Consider the following 12,787-nt stretch of genomic DNA (forward strand, 5'->3'; position numbering starts at 1 on the left):
GCCAGTAAAGGTTGCTCATCATCACCCCCGTCAGTTCGGGAGCTTGAATCACGCAGGCAGACCAGCCTCAAGCCGATTAATGGGTCCTGACCCTAGGGCCTTGAACCGCATCTTGCGGCCGTTGACCCGCAGTATGGAAAAGACCTCGTCGGCCTGTTCATTTATAACGTTCAGGCAATTGGCGCGGGAATTGGCGCGGTTGACGTGCACCAGCCGGTTCCGGGTGCCGGTATCCAGAAGCTTGCGGCGCGCGGCCTCGAGAACCTTGGAAACAGTTTTCTCTTTATTTTCAAACATCACATTCGTTCCGGTTGCGCCAAATCCATTTGGGCGCGAAGCTGCCTCAGGTGTCAAGGCATGGCCGGTCTGCCTTAGTGGGGGAATCAGTTGATAAGTAGGTCATTTGGGTTTTCGAGATTGGTTTTCATTGCAACCGCACGGCCCGGAACTCTCCCTTTTACTTGCGGCGCTCTATCGTGAGGCTCGATCCACTGCTATACGCCCACCCTCTGACCGGCGCAGTGATGCCCGTCACGACCGACCTTCTGTCCGAGACCTACATCGCTCCGCGTGCCGAGGCATGGGATATCGGAGGAACACTTGCAGACCCCTCAGCACCCTGGGCCGAAAGCCTGCAAATTGCACCCACAGAAACGCAAGATGCGGTCGAACGGGCCCTGCGCGGGGTGATGCAAGCGACACCCGGCCTTGATCCGGCGGCAGTGACGCCAGATCGCCTGCCCTCATCACGGGCGAAACTGCATATGGAAGCCCTGCGCAACGTCTGGGCCGAGACCGGCACTCTGCCCGAGGATCTGGCCGTTATCCGCCATGTCTTATCGTGCACCGCGGATCTGGGTGTTGCCCCTCTGCCTGTTCTCGACCTTGGCGACGATCCATTTTCGACCCCGGCCGAGGCCGCTTTGGCCGCACAGCTTTGCCGCCACCACGGATCAGCGCCGTCCGCCCGGCTTGAGGCCTGGCGCGCCAGTCAGCCGCAAGGGGCAGCGGCGGGCGCCATTTCCCATGTGCAGCGCAATCTCCTGGGAGGCGCACCGACCGTGGCAAGGGATGCGACGCTCAGCTTCTTCGCGTTGCGCGACAGTCTGGCCGAGGCGCAAATCGCCGCCGCCCTCGCCCGCCGGATGCTGGAGGACGGCCGCGCCGCTCAAGCATCTGACATTGCCCTTCTGGTTCCTGAAACACCGACACGCCTTGCGCATCTGGCCGAAGCTTTCGCGGATCAGGGTGTGCCCCTGTCCGGCCTGCCTGAATCCGCTGGCCTGCGTGATCTGGCGGGCGAAGTCGCGACATTGGCGCTGCGATGCCTGCGCCTGCCCGCGCCTGCGATGGCGCTGGCCAGTCTTGCCGTCCTGCCCCTGATGCCGTGGCCCACAGGCACCGGGGCTGCCTTGGCGCGCGATCTGATGCGCGGGAACTACCGGCCTAGGGCGGCGGACCTGCTGCAGGACAAGGCCGCCACGCTTTGGGAGGCTTTGCGGACCGGCGCGACCACGGGCGCACAACTGGCCTTCAAGCTGGGCCTGCTGGCCGAAAGCCTGACCGCCCCGCCCGGGCTGGAACCAGCCCGCACCGCCGCGCAGGGCCTCTTGCGCCGTTTGCAAGCGTCGGTGGGCGATGGCGCGCCGGACTGGCAGGCGTTGTCCCGGCTGGCAACACTTTCCACCCCGTCAGCCCCACCCAGCCTGCGCCTTCTCGACGGCGTAAGCCTCCTGCCCGCGTCGGACCTGCCATGGCGCGGGGCGCGGCATCTGATCGTGACCGGCTTCGCCGCAGGGGCCTATCCATCGGGCGTTCCCACGTCGCCGTTCTTTCTGGACAGCGAAGTCGCCCTGATCCGCGACACCCTTGGCCTTCACCTGCCCAGCCGGGAGGCGGCCCTGCGCCGGGGCCTTGCCCTCTTCGCGCGGCAGATCGCGGCGGCCTCGGACAGCGCCACCTTCCTTTGCCCGCAGCGCGACGGCATGGGCCGCCCGCTGGCCCCGCCGATGACGCTGTCGCTGATCGCGCGCCTGCTGGAAGGGGGCGAGAAAGGGTTGGTGCAGGACATGACCGCGCAGCCCGCGGTCAGTTGGCCAACAGGCCACCATAGCGTTCCGCCCCTGCCCGCTCCTGCCGCGCCCCTGCCCGAGGGTGGCATGGTCCACCTTGGCCGCCGCGACCTCCTTCGCTTGCATGAGGACGAGGCGGGCCGTGGCAAGCCCCAATCCCCCTCACGGCTGGAATCGCTGCTGGTCAGCCCGCTTGCTTGGTTCCTGGGCGAAACCGACGCAACCGACATCCCTTGGGCGCCCGAAACGCTTGACATCATGCTGGCGGGCACCCTGGCGCATCACGTGCTGGAACACGTCTTTGCGCCAGACGCGGCCTTGCCCGATCCGGCCGACCTGCCCGGATTGACCGAAACGCATCTGGCCCAAGGCATCGCCCGCCATGCGCCGTTTCTGGCCGCTACCGAATGGCAGTTGGAACGCGAAACCCTGCGACGCGAGGCATTGCGCGCCGCACAGGTCTGGCATGGCATCCTAGGCGAAACCGGGGCGCGCATCCTAAAGAACGAGTTCCGGCTGGAAGGCAACGCCCACGGCATCGACATCCGCGGCCGCGCCGATTGCATCCTGCTACTGGGCGACGGGCGGCTGGTCATAGTCGACCACAAGAAAAGCGGATCGACCCGGCGACGCATGCGCATGCGTGCAGGCTGGGACCTGCAGATCGGCCTCTACCGCGCGATGCTGGCCCGCCCGATCAGGGCCGAGGGCGACGGGCTGGACCTTGTCGCCGGGCAGAGCCCAGCGATCGCCTATCACCTTCTGAACGACGGGACCGTCCTGGCCAGCGGCCTTGATCCCGCCCCGGGCGGGCGGGTGGAAGGTGTGGAGGGCGACATCTCGGCCAAGGCCGTGGCGCTGTTGCAGACCCGGCTGGCCGAGGTTGGGGGCGGATCAATCCGCCTGAACGGCACCGAGGATGAAGCGGCCTTCGGCAAGACAGCCGCCCTGACCGCCTATGCGCTGGATGCGAGCCCCCTTCTGCGCCGCTTCATGGTCGAGGGGTTGTCGATCGACCTGCAGCCCGACGAGGAGGAGGAGGCGCCATGACCCTGACCATCGTCCCGGCAGGCGCGGGCGCGGGCAAGACCTACCGCATCCAGACCCAGTTGACCGAATGGGTCAAGGACAAGGTTGTGCGCCCCGACCGCATCCTTGCCGTCACGTTCACCGAGGCTGCCGCCGCCGAACTGTCGGGCCGCATCCGGCAAAGCCTGCTGGCCGCCGGGATGGTCGAGGACGCGATGGCGGTGGAGCGAGCCTATGTCTCGACCATACACAGCCTTGGCCTGCGGCTGATGACGGAACATGCCCTTGCTGCCGGTGCGACCCCTCAACCCCGCCTGCTGCACGAGGCAGAGCAGGACCTGCTGATCCGCCAGGAACTGGCACGCTGCCCGATCCTTGATGAGATAGCGGCCGATCCCGATCGTTTCGGCCATGCTGCTACCTTCTCCACCAGTACCGAAGACGGGCTTCGGCGCCGCGTGCTGGACATGATCGCGCTTCTGCGCGGCCTGGGCGGGGCCGGTCTGTCCGACCGTCTGGCGCCCGAAGGCTGCGCCCGCATCCGTGCCCTATGGGGGCCGGTGGCCGCCGATCCCACGCCGATCCGCGACCGGCTGAGGCAGGCTGTCGCGACCCTGCTGGACGCCCATCCCGGGGGGGCATTGGCCCGGGGGCTGAACGCAACAGCGGAAAAGGAGTTCCGCCGCGATCTGGGCCGCCTCCGCGCAGCGCTGGAACCGGGGCGTCTGGACCGGGACTGGAAGCTGTGGAACGATCTGCGCGGCCTGCGGCAGACCAAACGCGGCGCCCCCACACCACCCGGCTATGACGCGCTGGCCGATCAGGTGATGCAGGCGGCGGCGGGCGTTGTCAGCCATCCCGGCCCCCTTGCTGACGCCTGCACCAACCTGACCGCGCTGGTCACAGGCGCGCAGGCGATCATGGCGGGCTACGCGGCGCGCAAGCGCGATCTGGGCGTGATCGACTATGCCGACATGATCTCGGGTTGCGAGGCCCTGCTGCGCGAACACCCCGACGTGCTCGCCTCGGTTCTGGGAGAGATCGATTGCGTCATCATCGACGAATTCCAGGACACCAACCCAGTGCAGTTCGCGCTTCTTTGGCAACTGGCGGCAGGGGCGCCGCGCTGCCTGCTGGTGGGCGATGCCAAGCAGTCGATCATGGGGTTTCAGGGGGCGGACCCTCGCCTGTCGCAGGCGCTGGCCGACGCCAACCCCGGCGCGGTCTATCCCCTGCGGCAGAACTGGCGCAGCGATCCGCGCCTGATGGAAGCGATCAACGCCATCGGGGCGGGTCTGTTTTTCGCGGCCTACACGCCGCTTGCCCCCACGCGGGTTGAGACCGGCCAGCCGGTGCTGGAGGTGATCGCGCTGTCGGCCTCTCGCGGCACGCGCAAGGCGCCGAAACTGCCTGATCACACCGCCGCCAGAATTGCCACGATGCTGGAGGCAGGAGAACAGGTCACGGATCGTGCAACGGGCGCCTTGCGCTCGGTCCGGCCCGGCGACATCGCTGTGCTGTGCCAGCGCCACGCCGAGGCCGCCCGCTATGCCGAGGCGCTGCGCCGTCTTGGCCTGCCGGTGCAGATCAGCGCGTCAGGCTGGCACGATGCTCAAGCCGTGCTGGTCGCGCGGCAAGCCATGGCGCTGGCCGCCGACCCGCAGGATGCGCACGCCGCCCTTGTGGTCCTGACGCTTGGCCCGGCCGCGCTTCCCCTTGATGAAGCCTTGCGCCTGCTGGCGGATGGCGCTCTGGCCGACCATCCAGCGCTGCACGGCATCCTTGCCCTTGCCGCCGCAGCGCCGGGCTGGACGGTGACCGACCTGTGCCTGAAGGTAACCGCCCATCTACGCCGCTGGGCTGAAGCCCTGCCCGATGCCGCGCAGGCGCTGGCCGACCTGGCCCGGCTGGAAGCGTTGGCCGAGGAATTCGACACCTCGGACCCCGGCATGATGGCCGCCGCGGGGTTTCACGGACGGGGGGCGCGGGTGTTCCTGGGCTGGCTGGCCAGCCGGTTGGAAGAACGCGATTTCAACCGTCACCCAGACCCCGGCGCAGGCGCCGTGCCGGGGATCGAGATTGTCACATGGCACGCGGCCAAGGGCCGGGAATGGCCCGTGGTCGTGGTTTGCGAACTGGACTTTCAGGTGGGGGAACGGGAAAACACCACCCGCGCCCTGTTCACCGATTTCTCGGACCTGTCGCGCGTGCTGGACACGGCACAGCTGATCCATACCCCGCGCCTCTTTAACCCCGAACAGCGCGAGGTCTTCTTGGCCGACCGCCAACCCGCCGCCGAAGCCGAGGCGCGCAATCTAATTTATGTGGCCCTGACGCGCGCGCGTGACCGGCTTGTGATCGAATGGCCAGCGAAGGCGCTGGACAAAGAGGCGAACTGCCTGACCTTGCTGGCGCAGGCGGGCGTCAGCCTCGGGGCGGGCCTGATTGTCGGCGGACAGGAGTTCCCGGCGCGCATCTGGCGCGATCCTGCTGGCGAAGGGGTGGAGCAGGTCACTGCGGCTGCTCAACCGCTGCTCCGGTTCGGCGCGCCTTCGCCGACACCCGTCAAGGCCCGCACAACGCCCTGGCGCAGGCGGCCTTCCAGCCTGACCGAAGGCCCCGATCTGCCTGCGCCGCCGCAGGTAATCCCCCTTGGCCCAAGACATGGCGCAGGTCGCGCGCAAACGGCAACCGAACGCGGCACGGTCTGGCACCGAGCCTTTCGTGTGATGGCCAGCCGCCCCGACCTAGCCGACAGACTGCCTGCCGCCACTGGTCTTGATGCGGCCACGCTCGCCGCGATCACCGGACAGGTTGCGGCGCTGAAGGAATGGCTCGCCCGCGAAGGCTATCCCGACCTGCACCTCGAAGTGCCGATCCACGTCACCCATACCGATGGCTCGGAAACCGTGGGTATCCTTGACGCCGTGGCCATGGGTCCGGGCAGGATGTTGGTCATCGACCACAAGACCGGGCCCGCTCCGGACCCGAAGGCGCGCTTTGCCACCTTCTGGCCGCAGCTTGCCGCCTATGCGGATGCCCTTCGTTTGACCTTTCCCGCCCATCAACTGCGTGGCGTCGCCATCCACTGGATGAACGAGGGCAGCCTCAGCTTCTTGCGCCTTGAGCCGGAGGTCGTGGCCTGATGTCCGCCCTAGCCTGGATTGACTTCGACCAGACCGACCGCGACCGCGCGCGCCGGATCATGGACCTGTTCGGGGTTGAGGACTCCCGCGATGAACTGGGCCTCGGCTCGATCCGCGATGCCCTGTCGGACCTGATGTTCCCGGGCACCAGCACGATTCAGACGCGGCTGCGCTACATGTTCTTCGTGCCTTGGCTCTACCGGATGGCCGCCCGGTCTGGCGGGCGGGCAGATCAGGCGCGGCAACTGGAAATCCAACTTATCACGGCCCTCTTGCGCGGCGGCGAGACCGAAAACGTCATCGGCAGCGAGGCGCGCGACAGCTTGAAGCGGCTGCCAAGCGATGTCTATTGGGCCGGTCTTCTGGCGCTGGGCATCCGCACCCATCCCGGCAGCCGAGCCGAGATGCTGGCCGCGGGTGACGCGCCGGGCCTGTGGTCCCCCGGGCTGCCCGTTGCGCCGGATGACCTGCTGGACAAGGCAACCTTCCGCCTGACAGCCGAGGAAGGCAGCTTCCTGCGCGACCGTCTTGCCGTTTCCGCCCGCGACAGCCTGTTCAACGAGTTGGCGCAGGCGGGTGACCGGGCGGAATCAGATGCGATCTGGCTGCACCCGATGCGCGCCACATGGAGCCCGCGAAACATCTCCATCGTCGATCAGGCCGAACGCTTTGCCCGGGTGATGAACGGGGCAGCGCTGCTTTACAACCTGATGCTCGCGGAACGGGCCGCCGCCATGCAAGGTGCGGAGGGGGGCCACTGGCATGATTTGGCCACCGACTATCGCGCTCGGCTAAGCGCCTGGCAGGCTGAGGCCCCCGCCAACCTTGCCTCAGGCTGGAGCCTGGCGGGGCTCTGGTCGCTGACCTCGCAGACCATTCACAGGGTGGCCCCCCAGACCATGGCCTTCGTGACCGACTGGTCGGCCCTCGTCCAGCGCGGACAGCCGCTGGCCGATGCCTCAGCCGCCCGAGCCCTGATCCTGCGGCGGGAAACCCGGCTGAAGGGGCCCAAGGCGCGGCTGACGAATGATGCAGCGCTGGCGCGTTGGGGTGGTGCCTCAGGTGCGGCAGTGCTGGCTTATCGCTGGCCAGTTGTGCAGCGCCATCTGCGGGACCTTGCCGATGCCGTCTAACAGCCCGCTCGACCCCGAAAACCGTGCGCTTTACGGCGAAATCCTGCGCGCCCCGCCGGGATACGAGGTCGAGATGGCCTTGGCCACGACCTATTCGCTGGATTTCGAAACCGCGCTGGTCATCCCGGCGACGATGGCCTTTCAGGCGGCCGAAAGCCGGGCGCAGGTACTGGACACGCCACTGGCGCTTCTGGACGGGCTGGAGCGGCTGGCCGAGCGCGTAGCGATCTTTTGCGAGGCCGGGCGCATCGCGGCCCAACCGCGCGCCGCCAACCGCCTGACCGCGCTCTTGGAAGACACGGTGACCGAGGTCCTTGCGCCGCAGGGTGGCGCGTTTCACCCCAAGATCTGGGTGCTGCGTTTTGTGCCCCTGACCGGCACGGGGCCGGTCCGACTGCGCTTTGCGATCTTGTCGCGCAACCTGACGACCGACCGCAGCTGGGACCTGTCGCTGTCGCTTGACGGCGAAGTGACCGAAGGGGTGCAACCCGACAATGCCCCGATTTCCGCTCTCCTCCGCGCCCTGCCCAGCCTTGCGCGGGGACGCCCGACACCGGCGCGCAACCGCAAGATCGCCGAGGCGCTGGCCCGAGACGTTGATCGCACGGTCTGGACCCTGCCCGAAGGCGCTCGACGCCTGCGCTTTGCGGTCAATGGGTTAGGGCAGCCCACTTTCCGGCCAAAGGTCGGCAGAGCCATGGGTATCATCTCGCCCTTCTTGTCGCCCGAAGCATTGGTCCAGTTGACCAAGGACCTTGACCCCACTGAATGCTGGCTGCTGAGCCGAGCCGAGGAACTGGCGCAAATGCCGCCTGACGTGCTGGCCCGCTTCGGGCAGGTGATGGTTCTGGACGACCTAGCCGAAACCGAAGATGGCGAGGAGTCAGAGGCGGCGTCCGCGGCCCTGGGCCTTCATGCCAAGGTCTTTGTGACCGAACGCTACCCAAGGCCTGAGTCGACCACGGACCTCACCGTCGGATCGGGCAACGCCACAGCAGCCGCCCTTCTGAACGGCAGCAACGTCGAGGTCTTTGCCACCCTTTCCGGCCCCTCGCGCCGGATGGGCTGGGTTGCCGATCATATTGCGCCAGAACGGCTGGGCCGGTTTCTGCGGCCCTGGCAGGCCCCAACAACGGCCTCCGCCCCTGATCCAGCCAAAGCGGCCGAAGCGCGCCTTGATGCGATGCGCAAGGCACTGGCGGCGGCTGACCTGACCTTGCGCTGCACCCCGGCCGAAGACGGGCGGATCGGCCTGACCCTGACCGCACGCGGCAGCGTAGCCCTCCCCGTCACTCTGCGGGCAGAGCTTTGGCCACTGACCCTTGGCCCAAACTACGCCCTGACGCTGACAGCGGCGCTCGGCCGCACTGGCCTGCATCTCGGCCAGTTCGCCCTGGCCGATGTAACGCGCTGGCTGGGGCTTCGCCTCACCGATCTGGAAACCGGGGCCGAGCTGGTCTTCACCCTCGGCACCACGCTGAAGGACCTGCCCGAGGCGCGCACCGCCGAGATCCTGCGCAGCATCATCGAGAACCGCGAGGCTTTCCTGCGCTACATCCGTCTGCTGCTGGGCGATCCGCAGGCGGCGGGCCAGATCATCCTGCAAGGCGGCAAGGGCGGTTTCCTGGGCTTCGCAGGCTTTGCCGACGATGCCCCGATCCTTGAGGACATGGTGCGTTCGCTTTCAGGCGACGGCCGCCGCCTGCGCGATATCGAACGGCTGATGGCGCGGCTGGGCGATGCCAAGGGCGCAGATGGGGAACCGGTCATCCCGCCCCGCTTCGCCGCCCTTTGGGAGGTGTTCCGCAGCGTCCTGCCAATGGAGGCGCGCCGTGGCTGACGACCGCTTTGACCCCGGCCCGGCCCTGGCACCGCTGAAAGCCTTTCAGCGGGCCACGGTGGATCACGTGTGCCGCCGCCTGCTGACCGATCCCGACGCCACGCGCCAGTTCCTGGTGGCGGACGAGGTGGGGCTGGGCAAGACGATGGTCGCCCGCGGCGTGATCGCCCGCACGATAGAGGCGCTGTGGGACAAGGTCCCGCGCATCGACATCGTCTATGTCTGCTCGAACGGCGCCATCGCCGCACAGAACCTCGCCCGGCTGAACGTAATGGAGCGCGAGGCGCAGGTGCTGCCGACACGGCTGACCCTGCTGCCTTTGGTGCTGGGCGGGGAAAACAGTCTGCGCCACAATAGGGTGAACTTCATCAGCCTGACACCAGGCACGACTTTTGATCTTAAGTCCTCGGGCGGCTGGGCGCGGGAACGGGCGCTGATCCTGAGGCTTCTGGAGGGGCAACTCGCCCATCCAAAGGGCGCGATCCGCCTGTTTCAGGGCTGGTCGGGCGAGCCGGGCTGGGAGCGAGAGCGCGCGCGGGTTGCGACGGAAACCGTTGATCCCGAAATCGCAGCGCGGTTCCAGATCGCCGTGGCCAAAAGCCCCGGCCTGACCGCACGGATCGACGACCTTTGCGCCGAGGTCGCCAGGCACCGAGCGGTCGACGGCGACCTGCGCCAGGCCTGCACCGCCCTGATCGGCGAACTGCGTGGGATGCTGGCGCAAGCCTCAGTCCAGTCGCTTGAACCTGACCTCATCATTCTCGACGAATTCCAGCGCTTTCACGATCTGCTGCATGGCGACAGCGAAGCCGCCGATCTGGCGCGGCAGTTGTTCAACCATGTCGACGGCGCGGGCAACATCGCCAAGACACTGCTTTTGTCCGCTACGCCCTACCGGATGTTGACTCTGGCAGGCGATGCGCCCGAGGAGGGCGATCATCACCGCGATTTCCTCGACGTCCTGGAATTCCTGTTTGGAGCCGAGGACGGTAAGCGTCGCCGCGGCGAGATTGCGTTGGAGATGCGCCGTTTTCGTCAGGCGATGCAGGCCCTGCCCGCTGGGTTCGAAAACGCCCGCACGCTGCGCGAGGGAATCGAAGGCCAATTGCGCCGTGTCATCGCCCGCACCGAACGCGTGGCCGAGACGGCGGATCGCGACGCCATGATCCGCGAACTCCGCCACGAACTTGATGTGACCGCGCCCGACCTGATCGAGGCGCGCGCCATAGCGGCCGTGGCCGCCGCCGCCGGGGCACCGGGCACGGTGGACTACTGGAAGTCCTCACCCTGGCTTCTGAACCTGATGCGCGGCTACAAACTGGCCGACCTCCTGAAGGAGCAAGCGAAGTCTCCCTCGCCCGCCCTTCGCGCGGCCATGAAAACGGCGATCCCCTTGCAGATCGATCCGGAGGCAGTCGAAAGCTATGCGCCGCTTGCCCCCGCCAATGGCCGTATGCGCAAACTGGTAGACCTCGCCTTCGCGAACGGCATGGCGCGCCGCCTGTGGATTGCGCCATCGCTGCCCTACTTCGGCACCAGCCAGCCTGTCAGCAAGATGCTGATCTTCTCGGAATGGACGATGGTTCCCGACGCGATTGCCGGGTTCCTGTCCTATGATGCAGAGCGGCAGATGGGCATGGGCAAGGGTCACACCTACACCGACCCGCCAACCACCCGGCCCTTGCAATTCCGCCGCGCCCAAGGCCGTCTCGCAGGTCTGCGCGCGCTGCAGCTCGTCATCCCCTCACCGCGTCTTGCGGCCATGGCCGATCCGCTGGCCCTGATGCGAGTGGAGGGGCCCTTTTCCGATCTCGACACGCTGCGTCAAGCGGTCCGCGCGCGGTTGCGGCCTTTAGCGCAAGACCTGGCGGAACAGAGCGCCGAAGCAGGGGATGGCGGCTGGGATTGGAGCAGCCCGGCCGCCCTCGATGTCGTGAACCCAGACTTTGCCGCGTGGCTTGCAGGCTCTGGCCCGCGGGGAGAGGGGGACGAGGAAGCGTGGCCCGATCATCTGGTCGAACTGCTGCAAGTCGCATCCCAGCCGATCGGGCAGAAAGACGTCGACCAGATCCTCAACCATCTGGTGGATGTCGCGCTGGGCAGCCCGGCCACCTGCGCCTTGCGCGCCCTGTCCCGTATCGCACCCACGCTGTCGCTGAACGATCCCGCGCTGCTGACGGCGGCGACGAAGGTTGGCATGGCCTTCCGAACACTGTTTAACCAGCCCGAAACTCAGGCTCTGCTGCGCGCTGAGGGCGATATCTACTGGCGGGCGGTCCTGCGTCATGCGGCCGAGCACGATCTGCAATCTGTCCTCGACGAATATGCCCATGTCCTATTGGAAGCAGAGGGCCAAGTCGGTCATCCGGCTGTCAAAGCCATAGGGGTCATCGCCGAACGGATGGCCGAGGCCCTGTCCTTGCGACCGGCCCAGATCGAACTGAACCACTACGCTCTTCGGCGTGGCCGTATCGCACAGACGCACCCGATCACCCTTCGCGGTCGCTTCGCCATGCGCTTGGCCCAGAAGGGCGAAGATGAGACCGGCGTGAACCGGACCGGTCTCGTCCGTACGGCCTTTAACTCCCCGTTCAAGCCTTTCGTTCTGGCCTCGACCTCAGTCGGGCAGGAAGGTCTGGATTTTCATCCCTACTGCCACCGGATCGTCCACTGGAACCTCCCCGGCAACCCGGTCGACATGGAGCAACGCGAAGGCCGGGTGCATCGCTACAAGAACCACGCTGTCCGCCTTAATCTGGTCGCAGGACAATCTCCGGCGGCGCTGGGCGGGCAGAATACTGATCCTTGGGCCGATATGTTCAGTGCTGCGCACGGAAACGCTGGGCGCTCTGGTGATCTTGAGCCTTTCTGGGTGCTCGACGGCCCCACCAAGGTCGAACGCCATATCCTGTCGCTCCCCTTCAGCCGTGAAGAGACGCGGCTCTCCTGGCTGAACCGTTCAGTGGCGCTGTATCGGCTGGCATTCGGTCAACCGCGGCAGGACGATCTACTTGCCTTGCTGGATCAGGTGCGGGACGAGATTGCGCCGGAGGCGCTCGCTCAACTGCAGATCAGCCTTCGTCCCGACTGAGCGTGTTCTTCTGAGGTTTTAGCGCGTTCCTGATCCTGTGGGGCTACTATCCCACTGTTTTCGCACGTGAAATTCGTCCGTTTGTTGACCTATTGTTGACCCGTCGTTTGGACAGCAAAAAGCCCCGCGTTGAAGCGGGGCGCATGTTGTTGATAACATTGGAAGATTTTGGTTGCGGGGGCAGGATTTGAACCTGCGGCCTTCAGGTTATGAGCCCATGGAAGGGCAAAACCGAATAATCAAGAAAACCAGCGACTTACGATGCAAGCCTTTGTTCTGGCGTGATTTTCGTCCTCGCAAACATCAGCGTTCGCACGGATTCACACGCAAGACCGGCACGAAGCCTACAGTCGCAGGTTGATGTGGTGTTGATGTAGCCCTCGCGCCCTCCCCCGCAGATCATCATCGCAGACTGTCTTGTCGCCCTTCATTTCCGATGTTCCTGCAGCCCAAGCTCGACCCACATCCAGCCGAAA

General features: G+C 66.4%; 6 protein-coding genes. 5 read left to right on the top strand and 1 reads right to left on the bottom strand.

Features of this window, described 5'->3' with window-relative positions; all coding sequences use genetic code 11:
- Positions 1-48: 48 nt before the first annotated feature.
- The gene (locus DFP89_RS18815; protein WP_114350866.1) at positions 49-297 is read right to left on the bottom strand and encodes a DUF4011 domain-containing protein; all 249 of its coding nucleotides are present in this window, start codon (positions 295-297) and stop codon (positions 49-51) included.
- Between the two features lie 227 nt (positions 298-524).
- Between DFP89_RS18815 and DFP89_RS18820 the strand changes: the two genes are divergently transcribed.
- The 5 genes from DFP89_RS18820 to DFP89_RS18840 are packed head-to-tail and all read left to right on the top strand — an operon-like array spanning position 525 to position 12,311.
- Positions 525-3,122: a PD-(D/E)XK nuclease family protein gene (locus tag DFP89_RS18820; RefSeq protein ID WP_114350867.1), complete on the top strand. Its 2,598-nt coding sequence runs from the start codon at positions 525-527 to the stop codon at positions 3,120-3,122.
- A complete protein-coding gene (locus DFP89_RS18825) occupies positions 3,119-6,247 on the top strand; it encodes a UvrD-helicase domain-containing protein (RefSeq protein ID WP_114350868.1) in 3,129 nt (1,042 codons plus the stop codon). The genes DFP89_RS18820 and DFP89_RS18825 overlap by 4 nt, the downstream gene beginning before the upstream one ends.
- The gene (locus tag DFP89_RS18830) at positions 6,247-7,380 is read left to right on the top strand and encodes a DUF6361 family protein (RefSeq protein ID WP_114350869.1); all 1,134 of its coding nucleotides are present in this window, start codon (positions 6,247-6,249) and stop codon (positions 7,378-7,380) included. The genes DFP89_RS18825 and DFP89_RS18830 overlap by 1 nt, the downstream gene beginning before the upstream one ends.
- Positions 7,370-9,220, top strand: coding sequence for a phospholipase D family protein (locus DFP89_RS18835; protein ID WP_114350870.1), 1,851 nt, complete (start codon positions 7,370-7,372; stop codon positions 9,218-9,220). Before DFP89_RS18830 ends, DFP89_RS18835 begins: the two co-directional genes overlap by 11 nt.
- A complete protein-coding gene (locus tag DFP89_RS18840; protein WP_220269883.1) occupies positions 9,213-12,311 on the top strand; it encodes a helicase-related protein in 3,099 nt (1,032 codons plus the stop codon). Before DFP89_RS18835 ends, DFP89_RS18840 begins: the two co-directional genes overlap by 8 nt.
- Positions 12,312-12,787: the final 476 nt, after the last annotated feature.

Source organism: Paracoccus lutimaris (genome assembly GCF_003337565.1).
GTDB lineage: Bacteria > Pseudomonadota > Alphaproteobacteria > Rhodobacterales > Rhodobacteraceae > Paracoccus > Paracoccus lutimaris.

Bases quoted from the DNA above. Each gene is read 5' to 3' on its own strand.
- DFP89_RS18815 (WP_114350866.1), bottom strand. From the start codon at position 297: ATGTTTGAAAATAAAGAGAAAACTGTTTCCAAGGTTCTCGAGGCCGCG.
- DFP89_RS18835 (WP_114350870.1), top strand. From the start codon at position 7,370: ATGCCGTCTAACAGCCCGCTCGACCCCGAAAACCGTGCGCTTTACGGC.
- DFP89_RS18820 (WP_114350867.1), top strand. From the start codon at position 525: ATGCCCGTCACGACCGACCTTCTGTCCGAGACCTACATCGCTCCGCGT.
- DFP89_RS18825 (WP_114350868.1), top strand. From the start codon at position 3,119: ATGACCCTGACCATCGTCCCGGCAGGCGCGGGCGCGGGCAAGACCTAC.
- DFP89_RS18830 (WP_114350869.1), top strand. From the start codon at position 6,247: ATGTCCGCCCTAGCCTGGATTGACTTCGACCAGACCGACCGCGACCGC.